Source organism: Leptospira kmetyi serovar Malaysia str. Bejo-Iso9 (genome assembly GCF_000243735.2).
GTDB classification, from domain to species: Bacteria; Spirochaetota; Leptospiria; order Leptospirales; family Leptospiraceae; genus Leptospira; species Leptospira kmetyi.
Genome location: NZ_AHMP02000003.1, coordinates 687,454 through 705,667, shown reverse-complemented (window position 1 = coordinate 705,667; position 18,214 = coordinate 687,454). Strand labels below are relative to the sequence as shown.

At 45.3% G+C, this 18,214-nt stretch carries 13 protein-coding genes; 7 read left to right on the top strand and 6 right to left on the bottom strand.

Going from position 1 to position 18,214, the window contains the following annotated elements; genetic code table 11:
* Positions 1-36 precede the first annotated feature (36 nt).
* On the bottom strand, positions 37-2,052 hold the full coding sequence (locus LEP1GSC052_RS05650) for an oxidoreductase (protein ID WP_020985861.1): 2,016 nt from the start codon (positions 2,050-2,052) through the stop codon (positions 37-39).
* 396 nt (positions 2,053-2,448) lie between these two features.
* Complete coding sequence (locus LEP1GSC052_RS05645) at positions 2,449-4,035, bottom strand: 2-isopropylmalate synthase (RefSeq protein ID WP_100755066.1); 1,587 nt, start codon at positions 4,033-4,035, stop codon at positions 2,449-2,451.
* A gap of 38 nt (positions 4,036-4,073) precedes the next feature.
* On the opposite strand from LEP1GSC052_RS05645, the gene LEP1GSC052_RS05640 reads away from it, so the two are divergent.
* Positions 4,074-4,403 (top strand): hypothetical protein, encoded by a 330-nt coding sequence (locus tag LEP1GSC052_RS05640; RefSeq protein ID WP_010574841.1) that lies wholly within the window; start codon positions 4,074-4,076, stop codon positions 4,401-4,403.
* Positions 4,404-4,529: 126 nt separating this feature from the next.
* Here LEP1GSC052_RS05640 and LEP1GSC052_RS05635 read toward each other — a convergent pair whose 3' ends face one another.
* Positions 4,530-5,237 (bottom strand): queuosine precursor transporter, encoded by a 708-nt coding sequence (locus LEP1GSC052_RS05635; protein ID WP_010574840.1) that lies wholly within the window; start codon positions 5,235-5,237, stop codon positions 4,530-4,532.
* A gap of 162 nt (positions 5,238-5,399) precedes the next feature.
* On the opposite strand from LEP1GSC052_RS05635, the gene LEP1GSC052_RS05630 reads away from it, so the two are divergent.
* Together LEP1GSC052_RS05630 and LEP1GSC052_RS05625 are read left to right on the top strand one after the other, a co-directional pair.
* Positions 5,400-7,037 (top strand): glycosyl hydrolase family 18 protein, encoded by a 1,638-nt coding sequence (locus LEP1GSC052_RS05630; protein ID WP_010574839.1) that lies wholly within the window; start codon positions 5,400-5,402, stop codon positions 7,035-7,037.
* Positions 7,018-7,998, top strand: coding sequence for an L-threonylcarbamoyladenylate synthase (locus LEP1GSC052_RS05625; RefSeq protein WP_010574838.1), 981 nt, complete (start codon positions 7,018-7,020; stop codon positions 7,996-7,998). Before LEP1GSC052_RS05630 ends, LEP1GSC052_RS05625 begins: the two co-directional genes overlap by 20 nt.
* A gap of 7 nt (positions 7,999-8,005) precedes the next feature.
* Here the strand turns inward: LEP1GSC052_RS05625 and sppA are convergent, their stop codons facing one another.
* Positions 8,006-9,760 carry a signal peptide peptidase SppA gene (gene sppA, locus LEP1GSC052_RS05620; protein ID WP_010574837.1) on the bottom strand — a complete coding sequence of 585 codons (1,755 nt, stop codon included), beginning with the start codon at positions 9,758-9,760 and terminating at the stop codon, positions 8,006-8,008.
* A 109-nt stretch (positions 9,761-9,869) separates the two neighbouring features.
* Here sppA and uvrA point away from each other — a divergent pair, with 109 nt between their 5' ends.
* Together uvrA and LEP1GSC052_RS05610 are read left to right on the top strand one after the other, a co-directional pair.
* Positions 9,870-12,716, top strand: coding sequence for an excinuclease ABC subunit UvrA (uvrA, locus tag LEP1GSC052_RS05615; protein ID WP_020986153.1), 2,847 nt, complete (start codon positions 9,870-9,872; stop codon positions 12,714-12,716).
* Entirely contained in the window at positions 12,713-13,765 is a 1,053-nt protein-coding gene (locus LEP1GSC052_RS05610) for an acyl-CoA dehydrogenase family protein (protein WP_010574835.1), read from the top strand. The genes uvrA and LEP1GSC052_RS05610 overlap by 4 nt, the downstream gene beginning before the upstream one ends.
* Before the next feature lie 94 nt (positions 13,766-13,859).
* Here the strand turns inward: LEP1GSC052_RS05610 and LEP1GSC052_RS05605 are convergent, their stop codons facing one another.
* Positions 13,860-14,825: a cation diffusion facilitator family transporter gene (locus tag LEP1GSC052_RS05605; protein ID WP_010574834.1), complete on the bottom strand. Its 966-nt coding sequence runs from the start codon at positions 14,823-14,825 to the stop codon at positions 13,860-13,862.
* A complete protein-coding gene (locus LEP1GSC052_RS05600; RefSeq protein ID WP_010574833.1) occupies positions 14,825-15,847 on the bottom strand; it encodes an OmpA family protein in 1,023 nt (340 codons plus the stop codon). The genes LEP1GSC052_RS05605 and LEP1GSC052_RS05600 overlap by 1 nt, the downstream gene beginning before the upstream one ends.
* A 147-nt stretch (positions 15,848-15,994) precedes the next feature.
* Between LEP1GSC052_RS05600 and mgtE the strand changes: the two genes are divergently transcribed.
* Positions 15,995-17,386 (top strand): magnesium transporter, encoded by a 1,392-nt coding sequence (mgtE, locus tag LEP1GSC052_RS05595; RefSeq protein ID WP_010574832.1) that lies wholly within the window; start codon positions 15,995-15,997, stop codon positions 17,384-17,386.
* Between the two features lie 85 nt (positions 17,387-17,471).
* Entirely contained in the window at positions 17,472-18,122 is a 651-nt protein-coding gene (locus LEP1GSC052_RS05590) for an LA_2219 family laminin/E-cadherin/plasminogen-binding protein (protein WP_010574831.1), read from the top strand.
* The last annotated feature ends 92 nt before the right edge of the window (positions 18,123-18,214 follow it).

Below are 18,214 nucleotides of genomic sequence, written 5' to 3'. Positions count from 1 at the left end.
AAAAAAGTCGAATCTCGTTTCGAAAATTCGAAGTTTTTAATTCACTCCGATCGAAATCGCCGCTTCAAAACCTTCCAACATCGCGCGTTTTGCGTCGATCCCGGATGCGTCTTTGGCTCCTCCGATCAGATACGATGGGATTTCGGGAGATTTCGTTTTGAATTCTTCGTAAAGAGAAACCTCGCTGAGTTGTCCCGCGCAAAGAATGATGGAATCACATTCGATCGTAACGGGACCGTCCTTTTTGGTTTCCACAACAAGACCCTTGTCCGTTACTTCTTTGTAGTTGAGAGAAGTGTAAAATCCGACTTCTTTGGATTCAAGTTCTTGGAGTAAGGCCCAAGCCGTGGTCGCTCCTAAACCGGAACCGATCTTACCCGATCTTCGGAAGATGGAAACCTTTCTTCCCGATTTTTCAGGACGGATTTTCGCTTCGGTATAAGAGGTTACGTTGTAACGATGAAAGTAAGAATCGATCGTAGGCGCATCCTCTTCCGTAAGTTTGTGAGCCACGTCGCAACCGATTCCTCCACCTCCGATGATCGCCACCTTATCGTTGTTACCCGGTTTGAACTTACCGGAAAGATAATCCGCGTAGGATGCGGTTTTCTTTTTTTCGATTCCGGGAAGGGAGAATTCTCTCGGTTTAACCCCGGTTGCAAAGATGACCGCGTCCGGTTTTAAAGAAAGAATGCTGGCGAGCGTTGCCTGATGGCCGAACTGAATATCGACTCCTAAATTTTTAAGTTCGTTTTTGAAATAACGGATCGTTTCGAAAAATTCGGACTTACCCGGAATTTGCGCCGCGAGGTTGAGTTGTCCTCCGATTTTATCGGTCGCTTCGAGAACCGTTACCTTATGACCTCGGATCGCGCTGATTCTCGCGGACTCAAGTCCTCCGGGACCGGACCCCACAACCACGACGTGTTTTTTATCCGGTTTTTTTAGTTTGCTGATTTCGAGTTCTCGGTTTGCGGAAGGATTGACCAAACAGGAAACCATCTGCTCCTTAAACGTGTGATCCAAACAAGCTTGGTTGCAGGCGATGCAAGTGTTGATTCTTTCTTCTTGATCCGCTTTGATTTTGTTTAAAATATCGGGGTCCGCTAAAAAGGGACGGGCCATACTGAGAATGTCCGCTTCGTGATTCTTTAAGATTCGGGACATGGTCTCCGGCATGTTGACTCGGTTCGATGCGATGATCGGAATGTCTTTGACTTTCGCTTTGATCTTTCCGGAAATTTTCGCCCAAGCGCCTCGAGGAACGAGCATGGAGATGGTAGGAATTCTCGATTCGTGCCAACCGATTCCGATGTTTAAAGCGTCCGCTCCTTCTTCTTTCAATCGTTCCGCGAGAGCGATCACTTCTTCAAACGTAGGGTTGCCGGGAATCAAATCGATTCCGGACATACGATAAACGACCGGATAATCCTTTCCTACTTTTTTACGAACGTTCTTCATCACTTCGATCGCAAAGTTCATTCTCTTTTCGGGGCTTCCTCCGAAAAAATCATCTCTTTGATTGGTTACGCCGGAGAAGAATTGATTCACCAAATAACCTTCGCTTCCCATCACTTCCACAGCTCCGAAACCGACTTCCTTTGCTTTGAGCGCGGCGTCTCCGAAATCTTCGATGGTTCTCCAGGCTTCTTCTTCGGAAAGGGCTTTCGGAATAAAACGATTGATCGGCGCTCTCAATGCGGATGGAGCCACGAGTTCGCGGTGATACGCATATCTCCCCGCGTGAAAAAGCTGAGCGCAAAAAATTCCCTTCGGTTTCAACGCGTTTGCAACGATGGAAAGTTCTTTGCAGTCTTCTTCCTTTTGAAAATTGAAAAAGATATTCGAACCCTTTCCTTCGTGGTTGACGGAAATTCCTCCCGTCGTGATAAAACTCGCTCCTCCGTCGAAACGTCTTCCGTAAAATGCGATCATTCTATCCGCGGTCATAGGCATTCCTTCAAGTCCCAAGTGCATAGAACCCATGATGACTCTGTTCGGAAGCGTAACGGAACCGATTTGAATCGGTTCAAAAATTTCAGAATATTTCATAACAAACCTTTTATATGGAGAATCTCTCCATTCTACCTTGAAAATCGATCCGAATCCGGGCAAGAGAATTATTTAGGGATCGTTACAATCAATGGGCGATTCGTTTTTATCTTCCGAGTGGGCTTTGTGTGGTTTTTTGGAGACGAATTCTGATTTGATATCCAACAAATTGCCGAACCTTGTTCGGTTAAAGGCGCTGGAAAGAAAGAATTCTGGGAAACAAAATTCTTGAAGTTTTTGAAGTTCGCGGGTTGGGTGCGGCGTCACAGACTTCGGAGATTTTGGAGGACCTTATCGAAATGCCGAGCGTATGAGATTCAAAGGTTCCGAGCAGGTCGCGTTTCCTCGGAACGTTCGTTTTCAAAAAGAATTCAAAATTTAGAATATTCTAAACTTTTAAAGTCGATTGAGGGCGGAAATATAAGCCCTGGAACAGGCCTCGATGATATCCGTGGAACTTCCTTTTCCAACGACTCGTTCTCCTTTGTATTCCAAGGTGACCGATGCTTCCGCCATCGCGTCTTGTCCTTCGGTTACTGGAGAAATCACAAGTCTCGAAACTTCCGGATCCATACCTGTGGTTTTTTGAATCGCCTTATAGATCGCGTCGACCGGGCCATCACCGGTGGAAGATTCTTCCCTTACATGACCGTCGATGGAAATTCTTACTCCTGCGGTCGGAGTGCTTTTGGTTCCTGTGGAAACGGTAAAACCTTCGAGTTGAAAACGATCTCCCGTTGACTTTCTGGTTTCTTCGGAGAATAGGGCGCGGATGTCTTCGTCATAGATTTCTTTTTTACGATCGGCGATGTCTAAAAATCTTTGATACGCGGCTTCGAGTTCTTCGGCCTGCGGAGAAAATCCGAGTTTTACGATTCTATCCTTAAATCCCGCACGACCGCTATGTCTTCCGAGAACCATTCGATTGGAAGAAAGTCCTACGGTTTCCGGTTTCATGATCTCGTAGGTTTCCCTGTGTTTGATGACTCCGTCCTGATGAATTCCGGATTCGTGTGCGAACGCGTTGGCGCCCACGATCGCTTTGTTCGGTTGTACGAGCATTCCCGTAATCGTCTTTACGAGATAAGAAGCCCGTGCAATTTCTTCGGTTTTGATTCTGGTTTGAATTCCAAGAGCGTCTTTTCTGGTTCTCATCGCCATGACAACTTCTTCCATGGCCGTGTTGCCGGCTCTTTCTCCGATTCCGTTGATCGTACATTCGATCTGACGCGCTCCGTTTTGAACCGCCGCCAAAGAATTTGCGGTTGCAAGTCCAAGGTCGTTGTGACAATGCGCGGAGAAGATCGCTTTGTCTGCGCCTTTTACGTTTGTGATTAAGAATTTGAAAAGATTTCCGTATTCAGCGGGAGTCGTATAACCGACCGTATCGGGAATGTTGATCGTGGTCGCACCGGCTTCGATCACGGCTTCGCAAAGTTCTCGGAGAAACTCCGGTTCGCTTCGGGTCGCGTCTTCGGGAGAAAATTCCACGTCGTCCACGAATTGTCTGCAAAGAGTAACGGCTTCTATCGCCATCTTTAAAACTTCTTTGGGTTCCTTTCCGAGTTTGTATTTCATGTGAATCGGAGAGGATGCGATAAAGGTATGAATTCTTCTTTTTTTCGCGGGTTGTAAAGCCTTCGATGCGGCTTCGATATCGGCTTTCATCGCTCTTGCAAGTGCGGCGATGACCGGACCTTCTGTTTCTCGAGCGATTCTTTCGACAGCTTGAAATTGAACGGGGGAAGAAACGGGAAACCCCGCCTCGATGATGTCCACTTTCATCGTGGCAAGTTGAGCGGCGATTTCCACTTTTTCGTTTTCGGTCATCGCGGCTCCGGGACATTGTTCTCCGTCTCTCAGAGTCGTATCAAATATGCGAACGTAGTCTTCCTGATCTGTTGCCATGTGATTCTCGCAAAAAATTCTTCTTCCAGTTTTTTGGGTTTTACTCTTTAGACAACCAATTAAACGAAGAAGAATCCGCATTCTTCCCAAAGGAAGCGGACCTTTATCCCAACATGATCCAATTTTACGCGGCCAATTTTCAATCCACGGATTGTTCCGTTTCGGCGAATTTATACAGGGAACTTTTCGGTTTGGAAATTCGGAGCAGTTCCAAAAACCATTCCGAACTTTTTCAGACAAATCGAGGAGTTTTGATCTTCAGCAAAGAATCTAAAAATTGCCCGGTCAGTCCCGGAACGCTTACGTTTCGAATTTCTAAGGGAGACTGGGAATCGTTAAAATCCGATTTGCTTTCTCGTGGGTTTGCGCTTGAGGTCCAGGATTTAAAATACGTTTCCGTTTTTGATCCTTGGAAAAATCGGATTTGGTTTTACTTTGAGTGAGTTGAAATGCTCTCTTAACTCAGTATCTTGCTTCTATGGTCGCTCGATAGATTGCGTTGATTTCTGAACTTCGTTCAGAGCCAACGGTTTCACCTTTTGGCTGAAACGCTCTCTATGGATCGCGTTTCAACCCGGAGAAAGCGGTTCCGTATCCGATCGTCCTTCCTTCATCGCGGATTCGATCATGGTTTCCGCTTCTTCGCCCAAATACCAATCGATCGCTTTGTGTGCTCCGTAGATCAGAGGAGTAATCGCAACCGCAACCCCGCATTTGTAGATAAAGTTGTTCGTCGAAATCTGATTGAGTTCCTGCCAGGTTAGATTTCCGCCTCCGAGGGCGATATAAATCACGACGAAAGAATCCACAAGCTGAGAAACGATGGTCGATCCGGTCGCTCGAAGCCAGATGTATTTGTTCTTGGTTTTGACTCTTAAAAAGTGAAAGATCTGGATATCGATCAACTGTCCGATCAAATACGCCACGATCGAACCCACGATCACCTTTCCCGAGTTCCCGAAAACCACGTTGAAAGAATGATCGTCCACGGGGGAATTCTTCGCCGCCGGAATGGACATATCCAGCATCAAAAGAAAGTAGGCTACAAAGATCATGACCATTCCCACAAGAGTCGTAAAACGAACTCCCTTTCTTCCGTAGTACTCGTTCAACAAGTCCGTTACGATAAACGTGACCGGAAACGGAATCACTCCCATCGTCAGTGTGAAACCGAAAGAGACAAAAAGTTTTGAACCTGTCACTTCGGCGAGAATCAAGAAAGTAAGAAAGAATGCGTTTAAGGTGATAAATAATTTCAGAGATTTGGAAAGAGGCATAAGCGGTTTTTTTCGCTTACCTATGGAATTCGTCAACTTGTAAAAAGAACCATTTGACAGTCTCTCACCCTGTAAATCTCTGGAAGTGGGTCCCAAAATCATCGAATTAGGAAACTTCTTTATTTTCTTAGGTTTCGATTCGATAATTAGACAGTAACACCGATGGCACACGAACAAGAAGACAAACACAATATCCCCGAAGGTTTGATAAAACCCGTTCCTTTTCAGAAAGTTTCCGAACCTAAGAATAAGTTCTTATTCTATTCCTTAACTTGGTTTTTATTATCCGCACTTTCCTTTTCCTTAGGAATCAACCTTCTCAAAAAAGGAGATTCCAACCCTACGGGGGAAAACGTTCGTACGAGTTCCGTCGGGATCATGGACGGAATCAAAAATCTGTTCTTTATCGATAAAACGGACGGAAGCGCAAAGAGCGACGACACGGCTTCCAAATCCGAAGATTCTTCCCAAGAATCCAAATCGAGTTTCTTTTCTTTCGGTGGAGATATGCCCGAGGCTACGCTTCTTCCGAAAGCGGACGACAATACGACGTTCCGCGCTTCCACTTGGTTTTCCGATTACGAAGCGATGAAAAAAACGGTTCATCTCTACAACGAGATTCATCCGTTTATCTACGGAATGAAAGGAAGAGAATCGAATAACGGAGATCTTTATTCCAGCTGGGGAAGCACTCAAAAACACGAACGAGTCGCGGAACTTCGCAAACTCAATCCGAACGTAAAGATCATTCCTACGATTTTCCGTTGGGAAAATAAATACGAAAAAATCTCCGAGAACATCGGTATGAACGGTCGCAACGATATCCGCGATCGTCACATGGCGAACATTCTTCATGAAGTGGACACATACGGTTACGACGGGATCGACATCGACTACGAAGGAATGAGCTGCGAGAAAAAGGAAAAGTTCGAAGAGTTCATCGTCATTCTTTCCAAAGAGATTCATAAACGCGGTAAAATTCTTTCCGTTGCGGTTCACCCGAAAACTCCCGCTAAAAAAGAATCCTTAAAAGCCTGCAAGGGTTTGAAAGACAAGATCAAGATGGATTACGCGGAAAACTGGAGAGGGCCTATGACGCACGACTACGCCTTCCTCGCAAAATACGCGGATCGTATTAAGATTATGGCATATGAATTGCATCCTCGTAAATACAGAAACCCCGGACCGGGACCGCAGGCTCCGAACACTTGGATCAAAAGTATCATCGAATACGCGAAAGCGAGAGTTCCTTCCCGTCAGCTTTATATGGCGATTCCGACTTACGGATACGATTGGGCTTTGAATTGCAACGCGAAGATCAAGTCCGTTTATTATCAGGACGCGGTTCGTAAAAAGGATTTGGGAATTCACAGACAACCGACTAACATCGATCAGATTCTCGCCAACACCAAAGGTTCCGATTCTTGGACCAATCTTTCCAAGTTCTCCTGGGTTCACACCGGTAAAACATACGAGGATCCTAGTATTTGGTATAAGTCCGAAGGTTGCGACCGTGTTGCGTTTTATATGAACCGAAAAGCCTTTGAAGATAAGATGAATCTTTTGAGACAATACGATCTCGGAGGATTTTCTTTCTGGCAATTGATCAGCGACAACGATCCGGGAATCAACGATTATCTAGAATTATTAGTTTCTAATAAACTTCCTCCCGTACAAAAAGTGAAAGAGCCCGTAAAAGATCCGAACGTTCCCGCTCCGGAAACTCAACAAACGGCTCCCGAAGAAGCGAAAGCGGATCGTCAACATCACTCGGAGAAACTTGCCAGAAAACAAGGTTAATACTCTCATCACCGACTCTCCTCAAGAAGCGGCGAAAATTCTGCTTCGAGGAGGGCTTGTCGTTTTTCCGACCGAAACGGTCTACGGAATCGGAGCCTCCGCTTTCGATCACAAAGCCTGCAGAAGAATCTACGAAGTTAAGAATCGCCCGTCCGACAATCCTCTCATCCTTCACGTTGAAAATCTTTCGTCCCTGAGAATTTGCGGCGAGGTGAACCAACCGGGCGAACTTGTGTTTCAAAAATTTTCGCCCGGACCGATCACCGGAATTTTTCCGAAACGCAACCGGGATCTTTTTACGGCGGATTTGAAAACGGTCGCTGTTCGAATTCCATCCAATCCCACCGCAAGAGAATTTTTGGAATCCTGCGGTGTTCCGGTTGCCGCGCCTTCGGCCAATCTTTCCGGAAAACCGTCCTTAACAAAAATGGAATATGTTTTGGAGGAATTTAACGGCAAAGTGGATTGTATTCTTACGGGTGTGGAACCCAAGATCGGAATCGAATCCACTGTGATCGACTTTACTTCCGATGTTCCGGTGCTACTTCGTCCGGGTTTTGTGGATCGAAATCAGCTGTTGGAAATTCTTCCCGATTTAAAAGGACTGGAATCTTTTGGCGAATTCGGCGAAATATCAAAAGCGACCGCATCGACGTCGACGAATTTGGCCCCGATTAGCCCCGGGCTCAAATACAGACACTACGCTCCTCAGTGCACAGTCGTATTAAAGGATTCGTTAAACGGAATTCCAAAGGAATTCGCGCAGATCGGTTTTCGAATCGAATCCGATTCCGAATATTCCGTCGTCGTTTCGAATAACGAGGAATACATGAAATCCATCTATTCGTTTTTTGTGGAATGCGATCGTAGAAAAATCAAAGAAGCCTGGTGTCAAACTCCCAAGGACGAAAACGGCAAAGAGGCGCTTCTCAATCGGATTTCAAAAGCCGCCTCTAAGTAAACATTCTTTATCCCTGTTTCCAAAAGGGAGAATGGAATAAAAACTCCGCTTCTTCAAACTGAAACTTCTTTCGAAGAGGATCGGCGATCGGAACGGACGCGGATCGAAATTCTTCCGTAAAAACCGAAGATCGATGTAAGCCGAGTCGGTTTGCTAAAAATCCGGGCGTTAAGGATTTTAGAAAACTTTGAAAGGTAAATAGGGTGGGCAGATACCGAAGTTGAACCCTTTCGGTTTTCAATTCCTGTTTGATGTCTTCGAGCATTCCCAAAAAGTCCGTGATGGAATCGATCATCTTGTCCTTTAAAAACTGACTCGATGTAAAAACGCGGCCTTGACCGAAACGTTTGTCCAAGGTATTCACTTCGATCTGGCGCGCGTCCGAAACCCGTTTGTAAAAAAGTCCTTCCGATTCTTGGATTTCCTTTTCCATCAATTTTTTGGATTCCGGATGAATCGGCCCGTATTCGGACAATAAATCCCTGTATTTATAAAACCCGACTCGGTCCTTGGTCACGCCGAGTTTGGTGTATAGATTTTTCATATCCAAACGAAGAGAAATACTTCCGATGCTTCCTACGATTCCGTACGGAGAAGCGTAGATTTTAGAAGCCCCGCAGGAAAGATAGTAACCTCCGCTCGCGGACACGTTTTGTACATACGCATAGACCGGTTTTTTCTTTTGTAACTTTCTGATTTCCTGATACAAAAGTTCCGAAACGAACGCGGAACCTCCGGGAGAATCCACTTCCAAAATCACGGCTTTTACGGAAGGTTCGTCTCTGAGTTCCTTGAGAGCGGATTTTACGGAATGATAGGAGATTCCGTCGGTTTTGCCTTCTCCCTTTCCGATCGTATCGTGATGAATGTTTCCTTTTAAGGGAAGAACCGCGACGATGGGTTCTCTCCCCGGAAGAAGTTTAAAATTTCGTAATTTAGCAAAACGATATAAAGAAGAGAAATTCAATTCCTTTGTGATCGGCTTTAGATCCTTTTCGTCGTTTTCGTAATGAGCGTATAAAAAATTCTCCCTAAAATCCTCTTCGTGCAAAAAGCCCGTGATGAATTTTCTTTCCTTCAACGTTTTTGCGGATAAAAAAGGTTCCGCAAACGTTTTGAGAGCAAAGCCCGTATAACGTTTGAACAACGATTCCAAGTCGTCCGTCATTTGTTTGAGAAGCGCGTTTAAATTCTCCCTTGCCTTGGGCGAAAAACCTTCTCTTTGAAAGGATTCTCCGAAAGATTTATAAGGTCCGCTTTGAAAGGTTTCGACCTTGACTCCCCATTTTTTTCCCGCGTTTCCAAAAAAGAAAGATTCCGCGGAAGGTAAAACGGGGAAGAATTCGGAAGCCTCCGAACTCCATCGTTCGTCGCAAACTCCGAGTAAGAATAAGGATTTTAATCCGCCGGTCAGAGCGAATCCGTCGAGTTTTACGCCGGATTCTTTTAGAATCTGCAATCGTTCCGCGATGCTGAGCGTTTCTCCGAATCCGTACTCGGGTTGTTGAATCAGAATCGAAATTTTTTCGAGATTCGGAATCTGGGAAAGAAGTTTGAGTTCGAGTAAAAAATCCGTGAAAAAAACTTCATCGTCCTTGGACGAAAGAAGTCTCATAAAGAAAGATTTGCGGTAGTTCGAAAACTCGGACGGAATTTCCAGAAAGTAATGATTGCCTCGAAAGAATCGAAATCGAAACCAGCGGATGCAGTGAAAGATCAGACGAATCGGATACGATAGAATTTTGATAAGATTTCGAAACATTGCGCCAGTTTAAAGACCGGATTCCTTCTGAAAAAGAAGAATTTCATTTAGGAAAAAAGTTTTCAGATTTGAGTACGCCATAAATCCTAAAAAGTCAGAGGGTATTTCATTGCAGGAAATTCGGATTCGAGGAGCGAGAGAGCACAATCTTAAGAATATCAACGTGGATATTCCGAGAGACAAGCTCGTTGTCATTACGGGTTTATCGGGTTCGGGCAAATCTTCCCTCGCTTTTGATACGATCTATGCGGAAGGTCAAAGAAGGTATGTGGAAAGTTTGTCCGCATACGCCAGACAATTTTTGGGTCAGATGGAAAAACCCGATTTGGATCTGATCGAGGGTCTTTCTCCCGCAATTTCCATCGAACAAAAAACGACGCATCGAAACCCGAGATCCACCGTCGGAACAGTTACGGAAATTTACGATTATCTCCGACTTTTGTATGCGCGTGTCGGAAAACCGCATTGTCCCGAATGTGGAACTCCGATCCAATCCATGTCCATCGATCAAATCACCGCGCGGGTTCTCGCGTTTCCGCAAGGAACCAAACTTCAAATTCTCGCGCCCGTCATCGCGGGTAAAAAAGGGGAGCACAAGGACGTTCTCGACAAAATCCGCAAGGACGGCTTCAATCGGGTGAGAATCAACGGTGAAATCCGCACCCTCGACGAAGAAATCGTACTGAAGAAAAATTTTAAAACCTCCATCGAGATCGTCGTCGATCGAATCGTGATGAAGGACGGAATCCGAAGCAGACTCGCCGATTCCGTAGAAACCGCTCTCAAACAATCCGAAGGGCTTGTGATTTTGGACGACGGTTCCAAGGATCATATTCTTTCCCAAAAGATGGCTTGTCCGAACGGACACGATATCGGATTTACCGAACTTTCACCTAGAATGTTTTCCTTCAATTCTCCGTATGGAGCCTGCGAGACCTGCGACGGTCTCGGAAGTTTGTTGGAATTCGACGAGGATCTTTTGGTAAACGATCCGGAACTTTCTCTTGTAGACGGTTGTATCGAAGCCTGGGCCGGTTCCAAGAGCAACGGCTTTTGGTTTATGGCGACTCTCAAGTCCCTATCCGATTCTTTAAAGTTCAAGATGAACACTCCGTGGAAGGATCTCCCCGAAAAAACGAGACAAACGATTCTTTACGGTGATAAGAAAATCAAAATCGAATACGATTTTCGGGGCGCGAACTCTCATTACGAATTCACCAAAGAATACGAGGGTGTGATTCCCAATCTGCAACGAAGATACAAGGAAACCAAATCGGATTCCATGCGTCAATGGTTCGAATCGTATATGACCAATCATCCTTGTCCTTCCTGCAAGGGCAAACGTCTGAAGCGGGAAAGTCTTTCCGTAAAGGTGCATAACGTTCCCGTGGACGAATTCACTTCGTATTCCATCGAAAAGGCTTTGAACTTCGTACAGAATCTAAAGGTCAGCGGCGCGGAAGAAGTGATCGCAAAACCGATCTTAAAGGAGATTCTCCAGAGACTTTCCTTTTTAAACGACGTCGGAGTCGGTTATCTTACGATGGAAAGAAGCGCAGGTTCCTTGTCGGGCGGAGAAGCGCAAAGAATCCGTCTCGCGACTCAGATCGGATCGAGATTGATGGGAGTTCTTTACATTCTCGACGAACCTTCGATCGGTTTGCACCAAAGGGACAATACAAAACTCGTTTCCACTTTGAAAAACCTGCGCGACCTCGGCAATACCGTGTTAGTCGTAGAACACGATCAGGAAACCATGGAAGAATCCGATTGGTTGATCGACATGGGACCGGGAGCGGGAGTTCACGGAGGTTCCGTGGTTTGTGCGGGAACTCCGACCGAAGTCGCCAATCATAAAAATTCTCTGACCGGAAAATATCTTTCGGGAAGACTGAGCGTCCCGATTCCCGCAAAACTCAGGGACGGAAACGGAAATCAACTGCAGATCGTCGGAGCGAAAGAAAACAATCTCAAGAACATAGACGTAAACATTCCTCTCGGAAAGTTAGTCGTCGTTACGGGCGTTTCCGGTTCCGGCAAATCGACCTTGATCAACGACATTCTTTACAACGCCGCGGCTCACAAAGTGATGAAGATGAAAACCTTGGCGGGCAAACACAAAACGATCAAAGGTTTTGAAAACATCGATAAGATCATCAACATCGATCAGTCTCCGATCGGAAGAACTCCTCGCTCCAATCCGGCGACTTACACGGGACTTTTCACGCCGATTCGGGAAATGTTCGCCGGTTTGGAAGAAGCGAAACTTCGAGGATACGGACCGGGAAGATTCAGCTTTAACGTAAGCGGCGGAAGATGCGAGACCTGCGAAGGCGACGGAATTCTCAAGATAGAAATGCACTTCTTGCCGGACGTTTACGTGACCTGCGAAGTCTGCAAAGGAAAACGTTACAACCAAGAAACATTAGAAGTTCGTTATAAAGGGAAGAATATCTTCGACGTTCTCGAAATGACCGTAGAAGACGCGAACGACTTTTTCGAAAACATACCGATCGTAAAACGAAAACTCGAAACACTTTTGGAAGTCGGTCTCGGTTATATTCGACTCGGTCAACCCGCGACCACATTTTCGGGCGGGGAAGCGCAAAGAATCAAACTCGCCACGGAACTTTCCAAACGTCCCACGGGAAAAACGTTGTATATTCTCGACGAACCGACCACGGGACTTCACTTCGAAGACGTTAGACATCTTTCCGAGGTTCTGCACACTCTCGTAGATCGCGGAAATTCGATGATCGTAATCGAACACAACTTGGACGTAATCAAACAAGCCGATTGGATCGTGGACATGGGACCCGAAGGCGGAGACGGAGGCGGTCTCGTGATCGCGGAAGGCACCCCGAAAGAAGTCGCAAAAATAAAAAATTCCTATACGGGTCAATATCTTAAGAAAGTCTTTGCTTCCGACAAGAAAAAGTTGGCGGAGGTATTATGAGTCTGAAGGAATTCCTAACTTCCGTTCCCAAGGAAGAATTTAGAAGCGTATTCAAAGACGCGCTTCCGTATTTAGTGGAAGAGGGTTACTTTCAAGCGATCGCGGGCGGCTCCTTCGAAGAGTTTCACAAAAAAATCTACGCGCTCGGTTCTTATCCGAGGGGAATCGGACTCGGAATCGCGATCATGGCTCAGACCAACGTGGCCGGTAGAATTTTGAAATTCGTATCGGAAGGTTTTGTAAACGAAAGAGAAAACAATCCTCTTCCGAGTAAAAAAGAAGCCGTTGAAATCGGCTCCCAACTTTTAAAGGAAGTCGCATCCGGAAAAAACATCATTTCGATGGGAGTCAGCGAATCGGGTTGGAAGGGAAGAATCTCCAATATCCGCACGAGTTACAAAATTGAAAACGACCGAATCGTTTTGGATCTTTCCAAATCCTTTTTGACGAACGGCGCGAATTGCAACGGCTTTTTGGTCGTGGCAAAATCTTCTTTTGAAACCTTCGACGTGATTTATTTGGATCGGGAAACTCCCGGATTGGAAATAGAAATTTTCGATCTTGAATACGCGAAAGAAGCCACTCATTGCAGATTGAAAGGCGAATCCGTTTCCCTTCCGCTGAAGAATCTGATCTTTATGAACTACCACGGTTGGGCGCCGGAAATCCATCTTTCCGAAATGTTGTCCGCTTCCGCGCTTTTTTGCGGTTATGTGGAACTGATCCTTCGGACCCTTTTGCGCGAAAAAAAGGATTCCGCGGACTCGAAAACCGTGGGGAATATATTAGACATTCAGCAATTATTATATTCTAAAATACTGGAGCTTTCCCGCAGAAAGGACACTGATCCCGATTTTAGAATCGACGAAAATCATCCGTACGGATACGAAACGGCTTTGGATTTGATCTATTCTTGGCTGACGGATCTTGTGAGTGGGGTGGAATTGACGAACCTATTTCCGGATATCGGTTTGTTTTATTCGATTCATCCCGGAAAAACTCCGATTTATCAAAAAAATATTTTAAGAAAGATCCGATCTTTGCGCTGAGTTTTCGAACGCGAATTTCTTTCGAGCGTCGCCAAACAGCGGGCGTATTTTCATTTCTTAAGAGGAAATTCTAAACCTCGGATCGAAAAGTTTTTTAGTGATGGTGATGATGTCCGTGACCGTGATGGTCGTGTGTTCCGTGAGAATCCAAAACGGGTAAATCTCCGATCCTTCGGGTCAAATCCGAAAGTTCACATTGAACCGTAACGAAATCGATTCCGAATTCCGATTTTAAAATCCGATTACACTGAAACACGATCTCGTTCGAATTCTTAAGATCGTTTACCGAAATTCTCAACGTGCAGGCGTGAACCCCTCTCGTGATCGCCCAAAAATGATAATCCAAAATCCCGAGAATTCCTTCGATCTTTCGGATATGTTCGAGAATATGAGGAATTTCGAATGTTTGCGGAGAGGATTCCAAAAGAACGGAAAGACTTTCCTTAAAGATTCCCCAAGCGGAACGAAGAATCAAAACAGAAATCAAAACAGAAATCAATGGATCGATCCAGTTCCAATTTGTAAAGTAAATGAGAATCGAACCGATCAGAACTCCCGCCGTGGAAAGAAGATCGCTCAAAACGTGAACGTATGCAGACTTGATGTTGATATTCTCGCTGCTAAACCGAAATAAGATCCAAGCGCTGAGAAGATTCAAAACGATTCCCAAGGAACTGTAAAAGACCATCTGAAAACTCAGGATCTCTTTTTGATTTTGAAATCGTTCCAGGGCTTCGTAGAAAATATAAAACGAAATTCCGAAAATCAAAATCGAATTCAAGAGCGACGTGAGGATTTCGATTCTATAATAACCGAAGGAAAATCTGTGATTCGGTTTTCTCGAAGCCAAAATCACAGCGATAAACGACAAGGACAAGGCGATCGCATCCGTGATGATATGACCCGCGTCCGCGAGAAGGGCGATACTTCCGCTTTGAATTCCTCCGAAAAGTTCGACAAAGAAGATACAAAGCGAAACGAGGATCGCCAGAAAAATCGATCTTTTCAGACCTTTCTCCTGACTTCTTTCTACGTGATGAAGTTGAAAAAAATCGTCCATCAACGCGGAACGACTACGATGTCCACTCTTCGGTTGAGCGCTCTGTTTTCGGGCGTATCGTTGGATACGATCGGTTGAAATTCTCCGTAACCGGCGAGGGAGTAGTTTCTCGGATCCAAATTCTTACTTTCCAAAAAGTAATGAAGAACGGATAACGCGCGTTCGCCGGAAAGCTGCCAGTTGTCCGCAAATTTTTTGGTTCGAATCGGAATGTTATCCGTGTGTCCTTCGATGATGATGAGATTGCCCGGATAATTTCCGAGAATTTCTTTGATCTTATCGAGCGCCGGAAGAATCTGCTTTTTCAAATCGGCCGAGCCGGAATCGAAGGAGATCTTATCGTCGATATTGATGACGAGACGGTTGTGAAACCGTTTCAAACGGATCTGACCCTTTTTGATTTCGTCCGTAAGTTTGTTTTCCAGTTCGTTCGCTTGATCCGCGAGACGATCGAGTTCTTTCTTTTGGTTTTCGGAAAGATTTTTCAGTTTGGAAATTTCGTCGTTTAAGGAAAGAATTCTCGCTTCCAAATCGGCGATCTTTTTTTCGTATTCTTTCTGAAGGGCTTCCGTCTTTTTCTGACAAGCCGCTCTTTCCCGTTCCAATTCTTCCTTTAGATTTTCGAGAAGTTCCCGGAACTTACGAGCCTGTCTTTCGTTTTCTTCGATCAGTTCCTTTTCCTTATTGGAACTTTTCGCTTTGAGAACCGCGATCTGATTCTCCAACGCTTTGAGTTTTTCTTCGGAAAGATCGTTGTCCTTGGCCCTGAATTCTTTTTCTCTTGCGAGCAATTCTTCCAAAGAACGGATTTTGGAATCGAATTCCAAACGTTCCTTTTTGGAATTCTCGGTTTCGTTTCTATATCGGGTTCTCAAGGAATCCAATTCGATTTCCAAGGCGATCTTCTCGTTATACACCTTGTTGTATTCCCAAGGATAATAGAACGCATCGGCGGAAACCGAGTTTACGGAAAGAATCAGACAAAGGGAAATAAAAAGAAAGGATTTCAGAAACGGTTTCATCTTAGTTGCACCTTCTTTCTACGATTGAGCAGTGTACGACCGGGTCAAATGAAAAACTCCTTTTTTAAGCCTCGTCTGGAAATTCATTGATCGGTCTGTCAAGTTTTCAATCCTGTTCTCTGGAGCCGTTTCTTGGGGAGAATTTTTATGGAAGAAAAAGGAATCAGCCAAAGCCTATTTTCGGAAAAAGCGAATCCTTCTTCTTTGGAATGGATCGAATTCTTCTCCGAAAAAATCAAAGCCGGAGAAAACGTTTTTTTGGATCGTTTTCTCAAACTCAATCACCCCGCGGATATCGCCGAGGTTTTGGAAAAACTCGAAGAGGACGAAGCGTTCTACGTATTCAAACGATGCGATTCGGAACTGCAGAGTTCGATCTTGGTCGAGTTCGACGAAGAGTTCCAAGCGGATTTGATTTCCCGTTTTCAGATGAAAGAAATTTCTCCGATCTTGGAGAACTTGGAAACGGACGAACTCTCCAACCTCATCTCCGAATTTCCGAGAGAAAAGGCGGAAGAGATCTTAAACTCGATCGACGAGGAAGATTCTTCCCAAGTCAGAAAACAACTTACCTTTCGGGAATACACCGCCGGTCGTTTGATGAATACCGTCTTCGCGTCCGCGGTCGAAACCGACACGGTGAGAAAGGCGATCATCAAACTCAGAAAGATCGCAAAAGAAACGGACGACATCTATCATTTATACATCACGGACGAGGACAACGTACTTAAGGGATACGTAAAACTGAAGAATTTGTTTCTCGCTCCTTTGAACACCAAGGTTCATCGTTTGATGAAAACCGGGTTCACATCCATTCACTACGACACCGATCAGGAAGAGGTCGCGAAGATCTTCCGAAAATACGATTTGGTTTCCGCCGCGGTCGTGGACGATCTCGGAAGAATTTTGGGAAGAATCACCGTGGACGACATCTTGGATATCGTCCACGAAGAGGCATCGGAGGATATTCTCCGTTTGGGAGGGGTTTCCGAAGAGGAAAAGTTATCCTCCTCCGTTCTTACTTCTGCAAGAAGAAGAATGGTCTGGCTTTTGATCAATTTGGGAACCGCGTCTCTCGCGGCTTCCGTAGTTTCCTTCTTCGGAGCTACGATCGAAAAATACGTGTTACTCGCTTCTCTGATGCCGATCGTCGCCGGTATGGGCGGGAACGCGGGAACTCAATCCATCACCTTGATCGTACGAAATCTGGCGACCGGAGATCTTTCTACGGGAAACTGGAAATCGGCGATTCGAAAGGAAGGTCTTGTCGGTTTGCTGAACGGTTTTATGGTGGGCGTAACGGCAGGAATCATCGTATATCTTTTCACGGGCAATTTCACCCTTTCTATGGTTATGTTTATGGCCTTGCAGGCGAACTTAGTGATCGCCGCCGTGATCGGAACCTCGATCCCGTTGTTGTTGCGGGTGTTGGGAATCGATCCAGCGATCGCGTCCTCGATTTTCGTGACGACGTTTACGGACGTCTTCGGGTTTTTCTGCTTTCTCGGATTGGCTACGATCTTTATTCAAATGTTATAATATGCTAAAAGACAAATAATACGCGAGTTTTCCCGCTTCAATCGAATTTTTTACCAAGAAATCAGTTTCGGAGAATTAAGAATCAATGTCGTTCCTTAAATCAAAATCCACCGTTCAAAACGCGGTCCTTTGGATCGCGGTGAGTCTGAGTTTATTCGTTTTATCCTGTTCCTCGACCACAAAAACCGTCGAAGGGGAAAGCGTAAAATACGAGTCGGTTCCCAATCCCGCGGGAGACAACGAGGTCGTTTTAGACGAAGAAGGAAGAGAGGTTTCTCTGAACACGGGCGATCCCGCGGCTTTTTTAAAACCTTCCAAGGATCCGTTGGAATATTTCCGCGTTCATATCACGAGCGACGGTTATCAGTTGCGTCAGCTGAGAGGATCCAAATACATTAAAAGAAAAGTGGATAAGGGCGGGGACGCGCTCATCAGTGAAGAATTGGTTCGTTTTAATAAGATCAATTTCGTGGACGACGGAATCATCATCGTCGTGTTAAACGGAAATACGGGAGCGTTCGAAACGATTCGTTTTAACACGAGGGTTCCGCGTATCAACGACCTCGCGAAAATCGTTCAGAACGACGTAACCCGTTGGTCCATGGAACATTCCGAGGAGAAACCGGTCGTGACCAAGTTTCAAATCCATTATTCTTTGGAATTGAAAAACAAGGTCGGAAGCACCCGAGACGCGGTTAAGGAAGAATTGAAAAAAGAAGTGATCCGCAGAAAATAATTTTTTTCGATCTCCGTTTGAATCCGATTCTTCCGTAAGTTTAATGGTTGAATCGGATCTAAGTTCTTTTAACCTTTGAGCGCGACAAAACG